Consider the following 19,314-nt stretch of genomic DNA (forward strand, 5'->3'; position numbering starts at 1 on the left):
CGCCCCCGCGATGCTTCAATGCCCCGGTGACTGACTACGACGTGCTGCGCGTCTTCTGCGCGGCGAACGGCGGCTACGGCAACGAACTCTGCGTCGTCCGCGACGGCTCCCTGCTGCCGGACCGGGCGGAACGGCAGGAGTTCGCGGCCAAACTCGGCTTCGGCGAGACGGTGTTCGTGGACGACCCCGAGCGCGGCGTCATCGACATCTACACGCCGACGCTGCGCCTGCCGTTCGCCGGTCACTCCTGCGTCGGCACGGCCTGGCTCCTCGACGTGCCCGAACTGGTCACGCCCGCCGGGGTGGTGGGCGCCCGGCTCGACGGGGAGTTCAGCTGGATCGAGGCCCGCGCGGAATGGGTCCCGCCGCACACCCTGCGCCAGTACGCCACGGCCGCCGAGGTGGACGACCTGCCGGTGCCGCCGCCGGAGGTGGGGACACCTCCCGCGCCTTTCGGGCAGCGGGGGAGGGTGTACGCCTGGGCCTGGGAGGACGAGGCGGCGGGCCGGGTCCGCGCCCGCGCCTTCCCCGGCCGGGGCGACGGCATCGAGGAGGACGAGGCGACGGGCGCGGCGGCCCTGCTCCTCACCGACCTGCTGGGCCGGGCCCTCAACATCACGCAGGGCGCGGGCTCCCAGCTCCTCACCGCACCCCAGCCGGGCGGCTGGACGGAGATCGGGGGCCGGGTGCGCCTGGAGCGCTGAGGTTCCCCGCGCGCGGCGGGCCCCGCGGTGCGCGGCCGGTGGGCGGCGGGCGCGGGTGGCCGTCGCACGTCCGAGGTCATTCGAGCGTCCGTACGGGTGCAGCGACGTGTGTGCGAGAGCGGGAACGGGGACCTCTGGCCCGACCACTCAGCTTCGTGAGAGGAGCCTCATGCGTATCCGATCAGTCCTGGCCGCAGCTCTGCTGGCCGCCGCCCTCACCGCCACGGGCGCGACCACCGCGACGGCGGACGGGGACCACGACCCCCACCACTCGAAGGGCCACGGCGGTAAGTGCGACACCTACTTCGGTGCGATCGACACGGAGACCAGCGACCTGTTCTGGGGCGGCCGCGAGTGCGGCCATCACTGAGCCGACCGCACAACCGGGCCCTCCGCACGCGTGTGTGCCGGGGGCCCGGCCTCGTTGTCCGGGGTGCTCGGGCGGGGCTCGCGCCGGTCAGGCCGAGAGGGGGAACTCGTCGCCCAGGGCGCGGAAGACGGCCGTGTTCAGCGCGAAGGCCCGCTTGCACTCCGCCACGATCCGCTGCTTCTCCAACTCGTCCACCCGGATGCCGTCCAGCAGCTCCCGGTAGGTCCGCTTGAACGCGGCCGGGTTGCCGATCTCCTCGAACACGTAGAAGCGGACGCCGTCGCCCTTCTTCGTGAACCCCCACGTCTTCTCCGCCCGGCCGCGGATGATCTGGCCGCCGGACAGGTCGCCGAGGTAGCGCGTGTAGTGGTGGGCGACATAACCGCCCGGCCAGTCGCGGGCGCACTCCTCGACCCGCGCCGCGTACTCCCGGGTGGCCGGCAGGGCCGTCAGGGTCGAGCGCCAGCCGGGCCCCCGCAGATGGGCGAGGTCCCGCTCCAGCGACGCCAGCCGGAACAGCTCCGGGCGGACGAACGGCCCGGCCACCGGGTCCGAGGCCAGCGCCCCGGCCGTGTCCTCCAGCGCCTCGTACACGAACCACAGCTGCTCGGTGTAGCGGGCGTACGCGTCCACGCCGAGCCGGCCGCCGAGCAGGTCGCTCATGAACGTCGAGGTCTCCGCCTCCACATGCTGCTCGTGGGAGGCGGTGCGGATCTGTGTCGAGAACGCGTCCATGAGGCCGATCTTCTCCGGTTAGGGTCACCTAAGTCAATGGTTTGCCGACAGCCTGTCGGTAAGACCGTACCCCGGGCACCACGGAAAGAAGCACGAGAGCAGAGGCGCGAGGGAATCCACGAAAAACCCGCCCCCTCCGGAGAACCGGGGAGGGCGGGGAAGGCGGGCGGAAGGGCCGGTGCGGCGGTCAGGGCAGCGTGAGGATCTCCGCGCCCGAGTCCGTCACGACCAGCGTGTGCTCGAACTGGGCCGTGCGCTTGCGGTCCTTCGTCACCACGGTCCAGCCGTCGTCCCACATGTCGTACTCGTGCGTGCCGAGCGTCAGCATCGGCTCGATCGTGAACGTCATCCCGGGCTGCATGACCGTCGTCGCGTGCGGGCTGTCGTAGTGCGGGACGATCAGGCCCGAGTGGAAGGCCGTGCTGATGCCGTGACCGGTGAAGTCCCGCACGACGCCGTAGCCGAAGCGCTTCGCGTACGACTCGATGACCCGGCCGATGATGTTGATCTGGCGGCCCGGCTTGACCGCCTTGATCGCCCGGTTCAGCGCCTCGCGGGTGCGCTCCACGAGCAGCCGGCTCTCCTCGTCGACCTCGCCGACCAGGTACGTGGCGTTGTTGTCGCCGTGCACCCCGCCGATGTACGCGGTCACGTCGAGGTTGACGATGTCGCCGTCCCTGAGGACGGTGGAGTCCGGGATGCCGTGGCAGATGACCTCGTTGACCGACGTGCACAGCGACTTCGGGAAGCCGCGGTAGCCGAGCGTCGACGGGTAGGCGCCGTGGTCGCACATGTACTCGTGGGCCACCCGGTCCAGCTCGTCCGTGGTCACGCCCGGCGCGATGAGCTCGGCGGCCTCCGCCATCGCCCGCGCGGCGATCCGGCCGGCGACCCGCATCGCCTCCACGGTCTCGGGGGTCTGCACCTCCGGCCCCGTGTACGGCGCCGGCGCGGGCTTGCCCACGTACTCGGGACGGCGGATGTTTCCGGGTACGGAACGGGTGGGAGACAGCTCCCCTGGTACGAGCAGCGACTGGCCAGACATGCCAGCGAGTCTAACCAGCGGGCGTGGGGCACCATGTCCGTGGCGAAAGGAGCCGTCATGGCCCTGTTCAAGAAGCGCACGGTCGGAAAGCCGGGCGAGTGGTACTACTGCCTGAAGCACCAGAAGGTCGAGGAGGGCCCGGAGTGTCCCGCCAAGGACCGCTTCGGCCCGTACACGAGCCGCCAGGAGGCCGAGCACGCGATGGAGATCGCCCGCGAACGCAACCTGGAATGGGAGACGGACCCGAACTGGCACGACGCCCCGAAGCGCGACGCCCAGGAATAAACCCACGACGGCCCCACCCCGCCCCGCCCCGCGCAGCCTGCGGGCATGCGTGCCGCCCGGGGCGGCACGGGTGGGCGCAGGCGGCACCCCTCGCCGCCGGGCAGCCGCACCCCGTGACGGCACCGCAGCCCACCCGCACGTCTCCACCGGGGCCGACGGCGACGCCGTACTCCACCCGCACGACTCCACCGCACCGGCGACGACGCCGTACCCCACCGCACCTCACCACCGCGCCGGCGGCGGTGCCGTGATCCGTTCCGCCAGCTCGGACAGCCGGTCCCGGAATCGCCGCCGCCCCCGCGGCAGCGGCACCGCGTTCTCGCCGGCCGCCGCACTCACCAGATGCTGCACCGTGTCCAGGTCCAGCTCGCCCTCCCGGGGCACGGCCAGCGCCTCGTGCGCCATCGCCCCCAGGTCCCCCTCCTCGGCCCCGCCCCCCAGCGCCAGCACCCGCGCCCCCGCCCGCCGCGCGTCGTACACCCGCTCCAGCAGCGCGGCCCCCGGCTCCTGCGGCGCCACCACGAACAGCGTCTCGCCGCGCCGCGCCGCCGCCAGCCGCCCGAGGCCCACCGCCAGGTGGGCCGGGTCCGAGGGGCGCGGGTCGTGCCGTACGAGCGTCGGCGCGAGCTCCGGCGTGCCCGACCAGGCGGCCTCGTCCACCAGATGCGCCGCGAGATGCCACGGCTCGTACTCCGCCGTGCCCACGAGCAGCAGCCCGCCCCCGTGCGACACGACCGACCCGCGCAGCACCCCCGCGAACCGCCGGGTGGCCCCCAACCACCCCGTCCCGGCGAGCACTTCACGCAGCAACGCGACCCGTACGGCATCCATGGGGCCGCATCCTGCCGCAACGGGGCACACAGGACGCCGGTTTCGGCACGAATTCGCCCGACCCGGGGACGGGAGCGTGGCCCGTCGCCGACGGCGCACCTGAGCCGAGGACGCCTGCGGCACGGACGTAAAGTCGGCCCATGACCTCTACCGACAGTGCACAGACGCCCACCGGTGCCCCGGCGAAGGCCCCGGCCAAGGACCCCTGGGACCTGCCCGACGTGTCCGGCCTCGTCGTCGGCGTGCTCGGCGGCACCGGCCCGCAGGGCAAGGGCCTCGCGTACCGCCTCGCCAAGGCCGGCCAGAAGGTGATCATCGGCTCGCGTGCCGCCGACCGCGCGCGGGCCGCCGCCGAGGAGCTCGGCCACGGCGTCGAGGGCGCCGACAACGCCGAGACCGCCCGCCGCAGCGACATCGTGATCGTCGCCGTGCCGTGGGAGGGGCACGGCAAGACCCTGGAGTCGCTGCGCGAGGAACTGGCCGGCAAGCTCGTCGTCGACTGCGTCAACCCGCTCGGCTTCGACAAGAAGGGCGCCTACGCGCTCAAGCCCGAGGAGGGCAGCGCCGCCCAGCAGGCCGCCGCGCTGCTGCCGGACTCCCGCGTCACCGCCGCCTTCCACCACCTGTCGGCCGTCCTGCTCCAGGACCCGGAGATCGACGAGATCGACACCGACGTGATGGTGCTGGGCGAGGAGCGCGCCGACGTGGAGATCGTCCAGGCGCTGGCCGGCCGCATCCCCGGCATGCGCGGCATCTTCGCCGGGCGGCTGCGCAACGCCCACCAGGTCGAGTCGCTGGTCGCCAACCTGATCTCCGTCAACCGCCGCTACAAGGCGCACGCGGGGCTCCGCGTCACGGACGTATGAGGCGATGGGGGACACTGGTGCCGGCAGCAGTTGCCAGCAGTGTCCCCCGACAGGAGCCGAACGTCATGCCCCGTCTCGCCCTCTACAGCCTCGCCGTCTGCCTCCTCGCCGTCGCCGCGGCGGTGGTCTCCTTCATGAAGGGCGCCTGGCTCGGGATCGTCTGGGTGCTGATCGCGGGCCTGTCGTCCAACATGACCTGGTACTACGTCAAGCGCGGCCGGGCCGCAGGCGGCGCGGACCGGTCCGTCACGGGCTGACCGAGCAGTACTCGTCCGAGCCGCGCCAGAAGCGGTACAGGTCGTAGCCGCAGTACGTGTCGACGTCGCCGATGCCGAGCCCCCGCAGGATCGCGTCGACCGCGTCGAAGAACACGGCGTTGACCGACGGCACCCACAGCAGCGCGAACACGAACAGCAGGCCGAACGGGGCGAACGGCTCCACCTGCCGCTTCACGTGGTACGACAGCCAGGGCTCCAGCACGCCGTAGCCGTCCAGGCCCGGGACCGGCAGGAAGTTCAGGATCGCCGCGGTCACCTGGAGCAGGGCGAGGAAGGCCAGCGCGAACCGGAAGTCCCGCGGCACCCCGTCCAGCGCGTCCAGCCAGAACGGGGCCGTGCACACGATCGCGAACAGCACGTTCGTCAGCGGACCCGCGGCCGAGATCAGGCTGTGCCGCCAGCGGCCCCGGATGCGGCCCCGTTCGATGAACACCGCGCCGCCGGGCAGACCGATGCCGCCCAGCATCACGAACACCACCGGCAGCACGATGCTCAGCAGGGCGTGCGTGTACTTCAGGGGGTTCAGCGTGAGGTAGCCCCTGGTGCCGACGGACAGGTCGCCGCTGTGCAGTGCGGTACGGGCGTGCGCGTACTCGTGCAGGCACAGCGACACGATCCACGCCGCCGTCACGAACAGGAAGACCGCCACCCCGGGCTGCGCGGCGAACCCCGTCCAGGTGGCCCACCCCGTGACCGCGGTGACGGCCACGATCCCCAGGAACACCGGACTGATCCGCCGCTCACTGCGCCGACTGGCGGTGGTGGCCATGAAACCCCCCGAACTCGTGAACACGCTGGCCCGCCCGACGGTACTGGACCTGCGGCGACCACGGACAGCCACGCCGCCCCGGCCCGCCTCCCGGGCGGCGTCCCGCCACACCGGGCGGGGGTGACACCGTGACGGCACCCGTCCCCCGGCGAGAGGGGTGGGCGGGGCGCCGTGATGGCACCCGTTCCCCGCGCCGCGTCGGGTCTTCGGTCAAGCGGGGTGGGCGCGATGCCGTGACGGCACGGTTCCCCGCGCCGCGCCGCGCCGGGAGAGCCCCGTGCCGCCGTCCCACCCCACCGGGGACAATGGACCCCGTGCGTTACCGCGTCCTCGGCCCCACCCGGGCCTTCCACACCGACGGCGCCCCGGTGCCGGTCGGCGGCGCACGCCTGCGCGCACTCCTGACCGTCCTCGCCCTGCGGGCCGGCCGCACCGTGCCCGCCGGTCTCCTCGTGGCCGAGGTCTGGCACGCCGACGACCCGCCCGCCGACGCCCCCGGCGCCCTCCAGGCCCTCGTCGGCCGCCTCCGGCGAGCGCTCGGCGCCGACGCCGTCGCCTCGGTGGACGGCGGCTACCGCCTCACCGCCGCCCCCGACGACGTGGACCTGCACCACTTCGAGCGCCTCGCCGCCGAGGGCACGCGCGCCCTGGCCGACGGCGACGCCGCCAAGGCCGCCGGCGCTCTGGACGACGCCCTCGCCCTGTGGCAGGGACCGCCCCTCGCCGACCTCCCCGACCGCACCGCCGAGGCCGCCCGCTGGGAGACCCGGCGCCTGGACGTACTGCGCGCCCGGCACACCGCGGCACTCGCCCTCGGCCAGGCCGAACAGTCCCTGCCCGAGCTGACCGCCCTGTGCGACGGGCACCCCCTGGACGAACCCCTCCAGGTCCTGCGGCTGCGCGCCCTGCGCGACACCGGCCGCACCGCCGAGGCACTGGCCGCCTACGCGGACGTCCGCCGCACCTTCGCCGACCGCCTCGGCTCCGACCCGGGCCCGCAACTGCGCGCCCTGCACGAGGAGTTGCTGCGCCCGGAGGACGGCCCCGGCAAGGCACCCGACCCCGGCCCCGGCACGCCCCCCGGCCCCGACAGGGCATCCACCTCCGGCGCGACTCCCGCCCCCGACAGCGCCTCCGCTCCCGGCACGCCCCCCGGCCCCAACAGCGCCTCCGCTCCCGGCACGGCCCCCGGCCCCAACAGCGCCTCCGCCCCCGGCACGCCCCCCGGCCCCGGCACGCCCCCCGGCCGGGACCTCAGCACGTCCCCCGGCCGGGACCCCGGCGTGGCGTCCGGCCCCGGCAACCTGCGTGCCCGCCTCACCTCCTTCGTCGGCCGGGAGGCCGACATCGACGCCATCCGCCGCGACCTCGGCGCCGCCCGGCTGGTCACGCTCATCGGCCCCGGCGGCGCGGGCAAGACCCGGCTGTCCCAGGAGGCCGCCGAGGCCGCGCGGGACGCCGCCCCGGACGGGGTGTGGCTGGCCGAGCTGGCGCCCGTGGACGACCCCGACGCCGTACCCGAGGCCGTGCTCACCGCCGTGGGAGCGCGCGAGACCGTGCTGTACGGCGCCGGCGCCGAGAGCATGCGGGCCGTGGCCGACCGGCACGACGACCCCGTGGAACGGCTCGCCGAGCACTGCGGCAGGCGCCGCATGCTGATCGTCCTGGACAACTGCGAACACGTCGTCGGCGCCGCCGCCCGGCTCGTGGCGGAATTGCTGGCCCGCTGCCCGCGCCTGACCGTGCTCGCCACCAGCCGTGAACCCCTCGGCGTGCCGGGCGAGTTGGTGCGACCGGTGGAGCCGCTGCCGGAACCGGTCGCGCTGCGGCTGCTCGCCGAGCGCGGGGCCGCCGCCCGCCCCGGCTTCCGGGTCGAGGACGACCCCGAGGCCTGCGCGGAGATCTGCGGCCGGCTCGACGGCCTGCCCCTCGCGATCGAGCTGGCCGCCGCCCGGCTCCGCATGCTGACGCCCCGTCAGATCGCCGACCGGCTGGACGACCGCTTCCGCCTGCTCACCTCCGGAAGCCGTACCGTGCTGCCCCGCCAGCAGACCCTGCGGGCCGTCGTCGACTGGTCCTGGGACCTGCTCGACGCGGACGAACGGGACGTCCTCGGCCGCCTGTCGGTCTTCGCGGGCGGCTGCGACCTGACCGCCGCCGAGGCCGTCTGCGGACCCCGCGCCCTCGAAGCGCTCGGCTCACTGGTCGACAAGTCCCTGGTCGTCGCCGCCCCCTCACCCGGTGGCGGGATGCGCTACCGGCTGCTGGAGACCGTCGCCGAGTACGCGGCCGAACGGCTCGACGAGGCCGGCCGGCGCCCCGAGACCGCGCGCGCCCACCTCACGTACTACCGCGAACTCGCCCGCACCACCGACCCGTTGCTGCGCGGCCCCGGCCAGCTCGCCGCCGTCGAGCGGCTGGAGCGCGAGTACGAGAACCTCCGCACCGCCCTGCGGCACGCCGTCGCCGAACGCGACGAGCAGGAGGCGCTGTGCATCGTGCTGAGCCTGGCCTGGTACTGGCAGATGCGCGACCTGCGCATCGAGGCCCGCGGCTGGTGCCGCGACGTCATGGCGCTCGGCCCCGACCCGTTCGCCGCCCCGGCCCGCCGCGCCGCCCCCGTCTGGCAGCGCTGCACGGACACCCCGCCCCCGATGACCGGCGAGGTGCTGGCGGAGGCCCGCCGCGGCGTCCACCTGGCCCACCTGGCCTGCATGGACACCGAACTGGAGGCCTGGCAGACCCCGGCCGCCCAGGACAAGCTGCGCACCATCACCGAGGTGTACGAGCCGGGCCTGCCGCAGACCTGCCGCAGCCCCGGCATCCTCTGGTTCTACGCCGTCATGCTCACCGGCGGCATGGACCGGCTGCGCGACATCATCGAGGCCTCCGTCCGCACCTGCCGCGAGACCCCCGGCTACGAGTGGGAGCTCGCCGCCTGCCTCCAGATGCGCGCCAACCTCCTCGCCAACCGCGCCGACTGGGCCGGCGACGCCTTCAAGGACGCCGACGAGGCCCTGGAGATCTACCGGCGCCTCGGTGACTCCTGGGGCGCCGCGGAAGCGCTGTCCGCGCGCGGCGAGGCCCACGAACGCAAGGGCGAGCACCGACTGGCCGCCGCCGACTACGAGTCGGCCGTCGCCCACGCCGAACTCCTCGGCGCCCGCGCCCAGCAGGCCGTGCTCCGGGCCCGGCTGGGCAGCGCGCTGCTGGAGTGCGGCGACACCGAGCGGGGCGAGCGGATGCTGCGCGAGGTGATCGACGGCCAGGACGGCGGCCACAACGAGGCGCTGCCCGCCGCCCGCCTCTTCCTGGCCGGCTGGTTCGGCGTGACCGGCCGTGTCACCGAGGCGCGCGAGCAGCTCGGGCTGCTCCGGGAGGGCTTCGCCATCGCCCACTTCGTCGTCTTCGACGCGATCATCGTCGGCGCCGAGGCCTGGCTGGACGCCGTCGAGGGCCTCAGCGAGGAGAGCCTCGCCAAGTCCCGGCGCGCCATCGAACTGGCCGGCGACCCGCTGGCGCAGGCCATCTCGCCGCACATGCGCTCCGCGTACCTCGTCGTCGCCGCGACGGCCCTCGCCGACGCCGACGGCGGCAGCCGCGCCCGTGACGCCGCGCGGCTGCTCGGCGCCGCCGACGCCCTGCTGCCGCCCGGCCATGTCCCCTCCGCCTGGGAGCACGAGGTGCACCGGTACGCGGAGACGCGGGTACGGGCCGCGCTGGGCGGCGAGGAGGCGTACGCCGCCGCGTACGCGGAGGGCGGCGGCCTCTCCCCGGCGGAGGCCACCGCCCTGGTGTGACGCGCACCGGCGGGCCGGGTCAGCTCTTGGTGCGGAACTTGTGGATCGCGACCGGCGCCATCACCGCCGTGATCGCCACCGACCAGCCGATCGTCATCCACAGGTCGCCCGCGACCGGGCCGCCGACCATCAGCCCGCGGGCGGCGTCGGCGAGCGAGGACAGCGGGTTGTACTCGGTGAACTTCTCCAGCCAACCCGGCATCGACTGCGGCGGCGCGAAGATCGACGAGCCGAACTGCAACGGCATCAGCACCAGGAAGCCCATCGCCTGCACGGACTGCGCGTTCTTCATCACCACGCCGAGCGTCAGGAACACCCACATCAGGGCCGAGCCGAACAGCGCGGACAGTCCCACGGCGGCGAACAGCCCGGGCCAGCGCGTGATGTCGAAGCCCACCAGGACGCCGACCACCAGCAGGACGACGGTCGCGAACAGCATCCGCGCCATCTCCACCGCGATCTTCGCGAACAGCACCGAGCCGCGCCCGATGGGCAGCGAACGGAACCGGTCCATGACCCCGGTGTTGAAGTCCTGGTTGAAGCCGGTGCCCACGCCCTGGGCCATGTTCATGCCCATCATGGCCATCAGGCCGGGCACGATGTACTGCACGTACTGCTCCTGACCGCCGCCGAGGGACTGCCCGATGGAGCCGCCGAAGACGTACACGAACAGCAGCGTGAAGACGACCGGGAACAGGATCGCGTCGAACATCGACTCCGGGTCCTGCCGGATCCACAGCAGGTTGCGGCGCACCAGCGCGCCGGTGTGCCGCAGATGCCCGCGCAGCGGGATCCGGGCGTCGGCCGTGGCGTCGGCCGTGCCGCCGGCCGGGTAGGGGGCGGTGGCGGTCACGCGGCGACCTCCTCGCGGTCGTCGGCGGGCACGGTGTCCTGCGGGACACTGGCGCGGTGGCCGGTGAGCGACAGGAACACCTCGTCCAGGCTGGGCAGTTCGGTGCTGATCGAGGCGAGCGTGATGCCGCGCGCGGTGACGGCTCCGACGACGGCGGTCAGCTGCTCGTCGCTGAGCACCGGCACCAGCACGGTGCCGCGCTCGGCGTCCACGGTGGTCGTCGCGAGCCCGGTGATGCCGAGGCCGTCGAGCGCGGCGGCCAGCGGCCGCACCTGCGCCGGGTCGGCCGGGCGGACGCGCAGGGTGCGGCCGCCGACCTTCGCCTTCAGCTCCTCGATGCCGCCCCGGGCGATGACCCGGCCCCGGTCCACCACGGTCAGTCCGGAGGCGAGTTGCTCGGCCTCCTCCATGTACTGCGTGGTCAGCAGCACGGTCACCCCGTCGCCGACCATGCTCTTGACCTCGTCCCACACCTCGTTGCGGGTACGCGGGTCCAGTCCCGTCGTCGGCTCGTCCAGGAACAGCACGGCGGGACGCCCGATCATGGACGCGGCCAGGTCGAGCCGCCGCCGCATGCCGCCGGAGTAGGTGCCGGCCGGTCGCCGGGCCGCGTCCGTCAGCGCGAACCGCTCCAGGAGTCCGTCGGCGCGGGCCCGCGCCTCCTTGCGGGGCAGATCGAGCAGCCGCCCGATGAGGTACAGGTTCTCCCACCCGGGGAGCTTCTCGTCCACGGAGGCGTACTGCCCGGTCAGCCCGATCACCCGCCGCAGCTGCCGGGGCTGCCGTACGACGTCGTACCCGGCCACGGTCGCCCGCCCGGCGTCGGGGGCGAGCAGCGTGGACAGAATCCGCACCAGGGTGGTCTTCCCGGCCCCGTTCGGACCGAGCACCCCCATCACGGTCCCCTCCCGCACCTCCAGATCCACCCCGTCCAGCGCCCTGGTGTCCCCGTAGTGCTTGACCAGCCCCCGTACGGCGACGGCCACGCCGCCTCTTGTCACGTCGATTCGCGTCATGCCACCGACGCTCCCAGCCCCGCCCGACACACCACCGACAGCGGCCCGGCACGACCGGCAGCGGCCCGACATCCGACCGGCAGCGGCCCGGCACGACCGGCAGCGGCCCGGCATCCGACCGACAGCCGGCCGACACGGGGGCGCGAACGCCGCCCGGCCGCCGGCAGACGGCAGCCCCCGCCGACGGGGGAAGATCGGCGAGGGCTGCCCGGGTGTTACCGCAGTGGCTCAGTGGGTTCAGTGGACGGCGTGTTCCTCCGAGGGGAACGTTCCGCCGACCACGTCCTCGGCGAACGCCTTCACCGCGCCGCCCATCACCTCACGCAGATCGGCGTACTGCTTCACGAACTTCGGCACCCGGCCCCCGGTCAGCCCGAGCATGTCGGTCCACACCAGCACCTGCGCGTCCGTCTCGGAACCGGCGCCGATCCCGACCGTCGGGATGTGCAGCGTCCGCGTCACCTCGGCGGCCAGCTCGGCCGGCACCAGCTCCAGCACGACCGCGAACGCGCCCGCGTCCTGCACGGCCTTGGCGTCCCGCAGCAGCTGCTGCGCCGCCTCCTCGCCGCGCCCCTGCACGCGGTAGCCCATCGCGTGCACCGACTGCGGCGTCAGACCGATGTGCGCCATCACCGGGATGCCGGACTCCACCAGCAGCCGGATCTGCTCGTGCGAGCGCTCGCCGCCCTCCAGCTTGACCGCGCCGACCCCGGCCTCCTTCACCAGCCGGGTCGCCGAGCGCAGCGCCTGCACCGGACCCTCCTGGTAGGAGCCGAACGGCAGGTCGCCGACGACGAGGGAGCGCCTGGTGCCGCGGACGACGGCCGCGGACAGCATCGTCATCTCGTCGAGCGTGACGGGCACCGTGGTGTCGTAGCCGAGGTGGCAGTTGCCCGCCGAGTCGCCGACCAGGAGGACCGGAATCCCGGCCTCGTCGAAGACGGAGGCGGTCAGCGCGTCGTACGCGGTGAGCATGGGCCACTTCTCGCCGCGCTCCTTGGCGGCGGCGATGTCCCGGACGGTGATGCGGCGGCTGGTCCTGCCCCCGTACAGCGCCCTGCTGCCGTCGGAGGGCCTGGGCTGCGCAGTCTGGGCAGCCGAAAGCTGCGTCATGGCAACGCTCCTCACAAGTCATCTCGAGGCGCCCTGACGGCGTCCCCGGATCCCCTCCATGGTGGCACTTCGGGTCGGCGACGGCTAGGGCGGTCCCTGTGACGCGTTCCACGCAAGGCCCCGGCGGGCGACCGCGCTTGGGCAGCCGCGCCGCGGCCGCCCGCGGCTTCCGTGGCCGCGGTCGTGCTTCGGCATCCGCGCCGCGACCCGCCCGCCGCTTCCGTGGCCCCGGTCGCGCACCGGAACCCGAATGTGCGCGTTTCGTCACAGAGGCCCCTGCCGCCCCGCAACCCGGAACTCGGACCGCGCCTCCGCTCGTCCTCGTGCCCGTACGGCCGTCACAGGACGGCGGGGATCGGAGCCGATCATCCCCTAGGGTCGTAGCCACGGGGGTGACGGTGCGCACGGCAGGCAGTGAGGCGACGGTATGGCGCAGCAGGCGTACGTGACGGATACGGACAACGGCGGCACTCGGTCCGAGCGTCCCCATCCCGGATTCCGGCGCCTGTTCTCCCGGCCGGCCGCCGGCCGGTGGGGCGACGGGGGAGTCTGGCGGCGCGGTGTGCTCGTGGCCGCCGCCGGGGTGCTGCTGGCGCTGGTGATGCTGGCCCACTCGCGCATCCCGAACGCGGTCGGCAACCTCGGCAGCCTCACGGAGACCTTCCTGCCCTGGCTGGGCCTGCTGGTGCTGGTCCTGCTGGTCCTGGCGCTGGTGCGCCGCTCGGTGACCGCGCTGGTCGCGGTGCTGGTGCCGGCGGTCGTCTGGCTGACGCTGTTCGGCGGGCTGCTCACCGACAAGACGGCACCCGGCGGCGACCTGACGGTCGTCACCCACAACGTCAACGCCGACAACTCCGACCCGTCCGGCACCGCCCGCGACGTCGCCGCCTCCGGCGCGGACGTGGTGGCGCTGGAGGAGCTGACGGCCGCGGCGGTCCCGACGTACGAGAAGGCGCTGGCGTCGGCGTATCCGCACCACGCGGTCGTGGGCACCGTCGGCCTGTGGAGCAAGCACCCGATGACCGGCGTCGAGGACGTCGACATCAAGCTCGGCTGGAAGCGCGCGATGCGCGCCACGGTCACCACCCCGGCCGGCCAGGTCGCCGTCTACGTCGCCCACCTCCCGTCCGTCCGGGTGAAGCTGGAGGCCGGCTTCACGGCCCGGCAGCGCGACAAGAGCGCCGACGCGCTCGGCGAGGCCATCGCCGGCGAGCGGCTCACCCGGGTCGTCCTGCTCGGCGACCTCAACGGCACCATGAACGACCGCGCGCTGAACGCCGTCACCTCCCAGATGCGCTCCACGCAGGGCGCGGCGGGCAGCGGCTTCGGGTTCAGCTGGCCGGCGTCGTTCCCGATGGCGCGCATCGACCAGATCATGGTCAAGGGCGTCGAGCCGGAAAGCTCCTGGACGCTCCCGCGAACGGGCAGCGACCACCTCCCGGTCGCGGCGCGTGTGAGGGTCGACACAACGGCCTCCTGAAACCCCAGGTCAGCCATGAATGGGCGGTTCTCGGCAACCGCCTGTTCACACGCCGGAATACTGAGCCTGAGAGACTTTGTTCCGTACTTGAACTTAAGGACGTACGGAACTCCCCTCTGAAAGGCACAGGCCCCTCCATGCCCCTGGCCCTGCTAGCCCTCGCCGTGGGCGCCTTCGGCATCGGCACCACCGAGTTCGTGATGATGGGCCTCCTGCCCGACGTCGCGGACGACCTGAACATCTCCCTCCCCTCCGCGGGCCATCTCGTCTCCGCCTACGCGCTCGGCGTCGTCATCGGCGCACCGCTGCTCGCCGCGGTCACGGCCCGCATGTCCCGCCGCACCGTCCTGATCGCCCTGATGGTCCTGTTCGTGGTCGGCAACGCGCTCTCCGCGTTCGCCCCCGACCACCACTGGCTGCTCGCGGCCCGCTTCCTGAGCGGCCTGCCGCACGGCGCCTTCTTCGGCGTGGGCGCCGTCGTCGCCACCAACATGGTGAGCCCCGACCGCAGGGCCCGCTCGGTCTCCCTGATGTTCCTCGGCCTGACGGTCGCCAACATCGCGGGCGTCCCCGTGGCCACGCTCATGGGCCAGCACCTCGGCTGGCGCGCCACCTTCCTCGGCGTGAGCGCCATCGGACTCGCGGCGATCGCCTCCCTGGCCTGGCTCATCCCGCACGACCACCAGCACGCCGAGGCGGCCGGCCTGCGCGGCGAACTGGCCGCGCTGCGCTCCCTGCCGGTGTGGCTGGCCCTCGGCACCACGGTCGCGGGCTTCGGCGCGCTGTTCGCGGCGTACAGCTACATCACGCCGATGCTCACCGACTCCGCCGGGTACGCCGACACCAGCGTCACCCTGCTGCTGGCGCTGTTCGGCGTCGGCGCGACGGCCGGCAACCTGCTGGGCGGCCGGCTGGCCGACCACGCGATGCGCGGCACGCTGTTCGGCGGCCTGACGGCCCTCGTCGTGACGCTGGCGGCGTTCCCGCTCCTCATGAGCACGCAGTGGACGGCCGCGGTGGCGGTCACCCTGCTCGGCATGGCGGCCTTCGTCACCGGCTCGCCGCTGCAACTGATGGTCATGGAGAAGGCGTCGGCGGCCCCGTCCCTGGCGTCCTCCGCCAACCAGGCCGCGTTCAACCTGGCCAACGCCGGCGGCGCCTGGATCGGCGGCCTCGCCCTCGCGGCGGGCCTGGGCACGACCTCCCCGGCACTGGCCGGCGCGGCCCTGGCCGTCCTCGGCCTGGCCGTCGCGGCGACGGCGTACGCGGTGGACCACCGCCGCGCGAACACGCCCCGCGTGTCGAAGGAACGCCTGGTGGCGTCGCATGTGCCGGAGCACGCGGACACGTCGACACCGGTGCGGTGAGCGCGTAGCCGCGCGGCAGGAGGAGAGGGCGCCCGGCTGGTGCCGGGCGCCCTCTTCGTCACCAGGCATCGCAGTGCTCACGGGCGGTGGCCTCCTCGCCCTGGGCTGGCGCATCCCCGGCATCGTGCAGTTGGTCGTCCTCGGAGGCGGGGCGATGCTGGTCCCTTCACTTGCCGCCGGTGGATAGCGCGCGCCTGCCGCGTCAGAAATCTCCGTTCGACGAGTCGACGAGTCAACGAGGACGGCGTCCGCCCGCACGTCGATGGCCAGGTCCCGGCCCGCCAGTGCGCCGCGTCGCCGCGCGGCATCCGGTCACGGTGGCCCGGCTGGTCGCTCCCGTGAAGACGGTCACTGGAGCCCTGCTGTCGCGGTACAGAACCGCCTTCGACACCCGGGGACTCCTGCTGGCCGTGCTGGCCGTGCTGGTCACGCCGGCGTCCACGACCGACCGGGACGCCGCCCGCATCCCGCTGCCCACGGCAAAGAGGCACTTCCGGTGGCCGGCGCGGGTCTGAGCCGACGGCGGCTACGCCGGCCACCTCACAGCGGTGTGGGCCAGTCCCGACCGATGGCGCAGGGCAACCATGCAGTCGGCCCACGGGTCACCTGTGTGAACACAGTCCCAACCGAGGGTGAAGAGGGTCGACGTGCGTAGAAGACTTCTGGCAGCCACAGCCGTGGCCGTGCTCGCGGCAGGCGGCCTGGCCCTGCCCCTCGCGGCTCCCGCCTCCGCCGTCGGCGCCACAGCCGACGACTTCAACGGCGACGACTTCAACGGCGACGGCTACAAGGACCTGGTGGTCGCCACTCCCAAGGCCACGGTGAACGGACAGACGCAGGCGGGGCAGTTGACCGTCCTGTACGGCTCGGCCTCCGGCGTCTCGGCCGGCCGTTCCGCACTGATCAGCCAGTACACCGCGGGAGTTCCGGGCACGGCGGAGGCGTACGACAAGTTCGGCACGTCCTACGCCACGGGCGACCTCGACGGCGACGGCTACACCGACCTGGCTGTCGGCGTGCCGTCGGAGAAGGCCTCGGCCGCTCCCGACTTCGGCATCGTCCAGATCCTGTGGGGTGGCTCCAGAGGGCTCGTCAACGGGGCGCTGACCGTGTACGCGGCGTCGGACTCGTCCTCCCGCTACCTGTACGGCTCCAACCTCGCGGTCGGCGACTTCGACGGCGACGGCCACGACCAGCTCGCCGTCACCGGCCACTCCGGAATCTCGGTGTTCGACGACGGATTCACGCGCAGCACGGCGCCCGCCCGGACCGACCTGTCGACCGGCCCCTCCGGGGCGACCCGGGGGACCGGAGCGATCGTGGCGGGCGACTTCGACGGCAACGGCGCCGCCGATCTGGCCGTCTCGGGGGACAACGACTACGAGGACGACGAGCACGGGGAAACGGGCGTGTGGCTCGGCTACTACGCGGGCGGCACCGACGGCATGACGTTCACCGACAATCCAGCGAGCGTGCCGCTCACCGCCGCGCACGCACGCGCGGCGGGCGACTTCGACAAGGACGGGTACGACGACCTGGTCACCTACGGACAGGGGGCCTCGGGAGCAGGCACCATCGCCGTCCACTACGGGGGCACCGGCGGCATCCCGGGCAGCACGCGCAGTCGGCTGATCGACCAGGACACCGCGGGGGTCCCGGGCGCGAACGAGTCGGGCGACGGCTTCGGCGGCTCCGTCTCCGCCGGCGACGTCAACGGCGACGGCTACGCGGATGCGGCAGTGAGCGCGTCCGCCGAGGCTGTCGGCACCCTCGAGTACGCCGGAGCGGTCTGGCTGCTCAAGGGCTCGGCCTCCGGACTGACCGGCACCGGTGCCCAGTCCTTCACACAGAACACCACGGGTGTGCCCGGCACCGCCGAGTTCGCGGACCACATGGGATCGGGCCTCCGGCTTCAGGACCTGAACGGCGACGGCCGCGCGGACCTCACCGCCGCCGCCCGCGGTGAGGACGTCTTCGACGACGACGTCCACTACTCCGACGGTGCCGACTGGATCCTGCGCGGCAGCGCCTCGGGGCTCACGACGTCCGGCGCGGTGTCGTTCAGCGAGAAGGCGTTCGGCCTGACCTACCGCAACAAGTCCTTCGGATCGGTGCTCGGAGGCTGACCGGACGACGGCCGGGCGGCCGGGGCGGCGAGTGGGCCACCTGCCGCTGAGCTGGGGCTTCGGTACCTGGTTGCGACGGGGCCGACGGTCCGTGACCGTCGGCCCCATTCGCTGAATCAGCGGGAAACCCCGCCCTGACCTGCGCTTACAGCACCGGCAGGTTCTTGCGCAGCTCGAAGGCGGTCACCTCGGAGCGGTACTCCTCCCACTCCTGCTTCTTGTTGCGCAGGAAGAAGTCGAAGACGTGCTCGCCGAGCGTTTCTGCGACCAGGTCGCTGCGCTGCATCAGGTCCAGGGCCTCGCCCAGGTTCTGGGGCAGGGGCTCGATGCCCATCGCGCGGCGTTCCCCGTCGGACAGGGCCCACACGTCGTCCTCGGCGCCCGGCGGGAGCTCGTAGCCCTCCTCGATGCCCTTCAGGCCGGCGGCCAGCAGGACGGCGTAGGACAGGTACGGGTTGGCGCCGGAGTCCAGGGAGCGGACCTCGACGCGGGCCGAGCCGGTCTTGCCCGGCTTGTACATCGGCACCCGCACCAGCGCCGAGCGGTTGTTGTGGCCCCAGCAGATGTACGACGGCGCCTCGCCGCCCGCGCCCGCCGTGCGCTCCGTGCCGCCCCAGATGCGCTTGTACGAGTTGACCCACTGGTTCGTCACCGCGGAGACCTCCGCCGCGTGCCTGAGCAGACCCGCGATGAAGGAGCGGCCGACCTTGGACAGCTGGTACTCGGCGCCCGACTCGTAGAACGCGTTGCGGTCGCCCTCGAAGAGGGAGAGGTGCGTGTGCATGCCGCTGCCGGGGTGCTCCGAGAACGGCTTCGGCATGAACGTCGCCTGCACGCCCTGCTCCAGCGCCACCTGCTTCATCACCAGGCGGAACGTCATGATGTTGTCGGCCGTCGACAGCGCGTCCGCGTACCGCAGGTCGATCTCCTGCTGGCCCGGGGCGCCCTCGTGGTGGGAGAACTCCACCGAGATGCCCATCGACTCCAGCATCGTGATCGCCTGGCGGCGGAAGTCCATGCCGACGTTCTGCGGGGTGTGGTCGAAGTAGCCCGAGTTGTCGGCCGGGGTCGGGCGGGAGCCGTCGACCGGCTTGTCCTTCAGCAGGAAGAACTCGATCTCCGGGTGCGTGTAGAACGTGAAGCCCAGGTCCGAGGCGCGCGCCAGGGCACGCTTGAGGACGTAGCGCGGGTCGGCGAAGGACGGCGAGCCGTCCGGCATGAGGATGTCGCAGAACATCCGGGCCGTGCCGGGCGCCTCCGCGCGCCAGGGCAGCACCTGGAAGGTGGACGGGTCCGGCTTGGCGATCATGTCGGACTCGTACACCCGGGCGAAGCCCTCGATCGCGGAGCCGTCGAAGCCGATGCCCTCGTCGAAGGCCTGCTCCAGCTCGGCGGGGGCCACGGCGACCGACTTGAGGAAGCCCAGCACGTCCGTGAACCACAGGCGTACGAAACGGATGTCGCGCTCCTCCAACGTACGGAGCACGAACTCCTGCTGCTTGTCCATCTTCCGCTTCCCATCCTTGCTGGTCAGGCCGCCTGTCTCCGGTACCGCGGGAGGCGGTCGGGCACCTGAGCATCCCACCACAACACCATTTCATGCGCGTTGCGGACCCTGATCGGGCGGCCGACCCCGGTCTTAACGCCTGGCGTACGGCGGGTTACCGCTCTGCCGC

At 73.2% G+C, this 19,314-nt stretch carries 18 protein-coding genes; 10 read left to right on the top strand and 8 right to left on the bottom strand.

What is annotated here, in order from left to right; translation table 11 throughout:
- Positions 1 to 26 precede the first annotated feature (26 nt).
- Both QC282_RS05595 and QC282_RS05600 read left to right on the top strand, forming a co-directional pair.
- Positions 27 to 704 carry a PhzF family phenazine biosynthesis protein gene (locus QC282_RS05595; RefSeq protein ID WP_279548069.1) on the top strand — a complete coding sequence of 226 codons (678 nt, stop codon included), beginning with the start codon at positions 27 to 29 and terminating at the stop codon, positions 702 to 704.
- A 169-nt stretch (positions 705 to 873) separates the two neighbouring features.
- Positions 874 to 1,074: a hypothetical protein gene (locus QC282_RS05600; RefSeq protein ID WP_279548070.1), complete on the top strand. Its 201-nt coding sequence runs from the start codon at positions 874 to 876 to the stop codon at positions 1,072 to 1,074.
- Positions 1,075 to 1,161: 87 nt separating this feature from the next.
- Here the strand turns inward: QC282_RS05600 and QC282_RS05605 are convergent, their stop codons facing one another.
- Together QC282_RS05605 and map are read right to left on the bottom strand one after the other, a co-directional pair.
- Positions 1,162 to 1,809, bottom strand: a complete 648-nt coding sequence (locus QC282_RS05605) for a biliverdin-producing heme oxygenase (protein ID WP_279548071.1) — start codon at positions 1,807 to 1,809, stop codon at positions 1,162 to 1,164.
- A gap of 187 nt (positions 1,810 to 1,996) precedes the next feature.
- A complete protein-coding gene (gene map, locus QC282_RS05610) occupies positions 1,997 to 2,854 on the bottom strand; it encodes a type I methionyl aminopeptidase (RefSeq protein WP_279548072.1) in 858 nt (285 codons plus the stop codon).
- A 57-nt stretch (positions 2,855 to 2,911) separates the two neighbouring features.
- Between map and QC282_RS05615 the strand changes: the two genes are divergently transcribed.
- On the top strand, positions 2,912 to 3,139 hold the full coding sequence (locus QC282_RS05615) for a hypothetical protein (protein WP_279548073.1): 228 nt from the start codon (positions 2,912 to 2,914) through the stop codon (positions 3,137 to 3,139).
- A gap of 222 nt (positions 3,140 to 3,361) precedes the next feature.
- On the opposite strand, the gene QC282_RS05620 is transcribed toward QC282_RS05615, so the two are convergent.
- Positions 3,362 to 3,970: a hypothetical protein gene (locus QC282_RS05620; RefSeq protein WP_279548074.1), complete on the bottom strand. Its 609-nt coding sequence runs from the start codon at positions 3,968 to 3,970 to the stop codon at positions 3,362 to 3,364.
- A 140-nt stretch (positions 3,971 to 4,110) separates the two neighbouring features.
- Between QC282_RS05620 and npdG the strand changes: the two genes are divergently transcribed.
- On the top strand, positions 4,111 to 4,836 hold the full coding sequence (gene npdG / locus QC282_RS05625) for an NADPH-dependent F420 reductase (protein ID WP_279548075.1): 726 nt from the start codon (positions 4,111 to 4,113) through the stop codon (positions 4,834 to 4,836).
- Between the two features lie 65 nt (positions 4,837 to 4,901).
- Complete coding sequence (locus QC282_RS05630) at positions 4,902 to 5,093, top strand: hypothetical protein (RefSeq protein WP_279548076.1); 192 nt, start codon at positions 4,902 to 4,904, stop codon at positions 5,091 to 5,093.
- Here QC282_RS05630 and QC282_RS05635 read toward each other — a convergent pair.
- Entirely contained in the window at positions 5,083 to 5,883 is an 801-nt protein-coding gene (locus QC282_RS05635; RefSeq protein ID WP_279548077.1) for a site-2 protease family protein, read from the bottom strand. The two genes, QC282_RS05630 and QC282_RS05635, sit on opposite strands and share 11 nt — an antisense overlap.
- A gap of 305 nt (positions 5,884 to 6,188) precedes the next feature.
- On the opposite strand from QC282_RS05635, the gene QC282_RS05640 reads away from it, so the two are divergent.
- A complete protein-coding gene (locus tag QC282_RS05640; RefSeq protein WP_279548078.1) occupies positions 6,189 to 9,683 on the top strand; it encodes a BTAD domain-containing putative transcriptional regulator in 3,495 nt (1,164 codons plus the stop codon).
- Between the two features lie 19 nt (positions 9,684 to 9,702).
- Here QC282_RS05640 and QC282_RS05645 read toward each other — a convergent pair whose 3' ends face one another.
- The 3 genes from QC282_RS05645 to panB form a co-directional block, all read right to left on the bottom strand.
- On the bottom strand, positions 9,703 to 10,536 hold the full coding sequence (locus QC282_RS05645; protein WP_279548079.1) for an ABC transporter permease: 834 nt from the start codon (positions 10,534 to 10,536) through the stop codon (positions 9,703 to 9,705).
- Positions 10,533 to 11,552 (bottom strand): ATP-binding cassette domain-containing protein, encoded by a 1,020-nt coding sequence (locus QC282_RS05650; RefSeq protein WP_279548080.1) that lies wholly within the window; start codon positions 11,550 to 11,552, stop codon positions 10,533 to 10,535. Before QC282_RS05650 ends, QC282_RS05645 begins: the two co-directional genes overlap by 4 nt.
- A 237-nt stretch (positions 11,553 to 11,789) precedes the next feature.
- A complete protein-coding gene (panB, locus tag QC282_RS05655; protein WP_279548081.1) occupies positions 11,790 to 12,665 on the bottom strand; it encodes a 3-methyl-2-oxobutanoate hydroxymethyltransferase in 876 nt (291 codons plus the stop codon).
- Positions 12,666 to 13,092: 427 nt separating this feature from the next.
- On the opposite strand from panB, the gene QC282_RS05660 reads away from it, so the two are divergent.
- The 4 genes from QC282_RS05660 to QC282_RS05675 all read left to right on the top strand — a co-directional run bounded on the left by QC282_RS05660 (position 13,093) and on the right by QC282_RS05675 (position 17,638).
- Complete coding sequence (locus tag QC282_RS05660; protein WP_279548082.1) at positions 13,093 to 14,145, top strand: endonuclease/exonuclease/phosphatase family protein; 1,053 nt, start codon at positions 13,093 to 13,095, stop codon at positions 14,143 to 14,145.
- Between the two features lie 137 nt (positions 14,146 to 14,282).
- Positions 14,283 to 15,512, top strand: coding sequence for an MFS transporter (locus QC282_RS05665; protein ID WP_279548083.1), 1,230 nt, complete (start codon positions 14,283 to 14,285; stop codon positions 15,510 to 15,512).
- Between the two features lie 284 nt (positions 15,513 to 15,796).
- On the top strand, positions 15,797 to 16,027 hold the full coding sequence (locus tag QC282_RS05670) for a hypothetical protein (protein WP_279548084.1): 231 nt from the start codon (positions 15,797 to 15,799) through the stop codon (positions 16,025 to 16,027).
- 132 nt (positions 16,028 to 16,159) lie between these two features.
- A complete protein-coding gene (locus QC282_RS05675) occupies positions 16,160 to 17,638 on the top strand; it encodes an FG-GAP-like repeat-containing protein (protein ID WP_279548085.1) in 1,479 nt (492 codons plus the stop codon).
- 145 nt (positions 17,639 to 17,783) lie between these two features.
- On the opposite strand, the gene glnA is transcribed toward QC282_RS05675, so the two are convergent.
- A complete protein-coding gene (glnA, locus tag QC282_RS05680; protein ID WP_279548086.1) occupies positions 17,784 to 19,145 on the bottom strand; it encodes a type I glutamate--ammonia ligase in 1,362 nt (453 codons plus the stop codon).
- Positions 19,146 to 19,314 lie beyond the last annotated feature (169 nt).

The organism is Streptomyces sp. DH24 (assembly GCF_029813775.1).
Classification (GTDB): domain Bacteria; phylum Actinomycetota; class Actinomycetes; order Streptomycetales; family Streptomycetaceae; genus Streptomyces.

Bases quoted from the DNA above. Each gene is read 5' to 3' on its own strand.
- QC282_RS05615 (WP_279548073.1), top strand. From the start codon at position 2,912: ATGGCCCTGTTCAAGAAGCGCACGGTCGGAAAGCCGGGCGAGTGGTAC.
- QC282_RS05635 (WP_279548077.1), bottom strand. From the start codon at position 5,883: ATGGCCACCACCGCCAGTCGGCGCAGTGAGCGGCGGATCAGTCCGGTG.
- QC282_RS05665 (WP_279548083.1), top strand. From the start codon at position 14,283: ATGCCCCTGGCCCTGCTAGCCCTCGCCGTGGGCGCCTTCGGCATCGGC.
- QC282_RS05620 (WP_279548074.1), bottom strand. From the start codon at position 3,970: ATGGATGCCGTACGGGTCGCGTTGCTGCGTGAAGTGCTCGCCGGGACG.
- map (WP_279548072.1), bottom strand. From the start codon at position 2,854: ATGTCTGGCCAGTCGCTGCTCGTACCAGGGGAGCTGTCTCCCACCCGT.
- panB (WP_279548081.1), bottom strand. From the start codon at position 12,665: ATGACGCAGCTTTCGGCTGCCCAGACTGCGCAGCCCAGGCCCTCCGAC.
- QC282_RS05660 (WP_279548082.1), top strand. From the start codon at position 13,093: ATGGCGCAGCAGGCGTACGTGACGGATACGGACAACGGCGGCACTCGG.
- QC282_RS05630 (WP_279548076.1), top strand. From the start codon at position 4,902: ATGCCCCGTCTCGCCCTCTACAGCCTCGCCGTCTGCCTCCTCGCCGTC.
- QC282_RS05640 (WP_279548078.1), top strand. From the start codon at position 6,189: ATGGACCCCGTGCGTTACCGCGTCCTCGGCCCCACCCGGGCCTTCCAC.
- QC282_RS05600 (WP_279548070.1), top strand. From the start codon at position 874: ATGCGTATCCGATCAGTCCTGGCCGCAGCTCTGCTGGCCGCCGCCCTC.
- QC282_RS05650 (WP_279548080.1), bottom strand. From the start codon at position 11,552: ATGACGCGAATCGACGTGACAAGAGGCGGCGTGGCCGTCGCCGTACGG.
- QC282_RS05605 (WP_279548071.1), bottom strand. From the start codon at position 1,809: ATGGACGCGTTCTCGACACAGATCCGCACCGCCTCCCACGAGCAGCAT.
- npdG (WP_279548075.1), top strand. From the start codon at position 4,111: ATGACCTCTACCGACAGTGCACAGACGCCCACCGGTGCCCCGGCGAAG.
- glnA (WP_279548086.1), bottom strand. From the start codon at position 19,145: ATGGACAAGCAGCAGGAGTTCGTGCTCCGTACGTTGGAGGAGCGCGAC.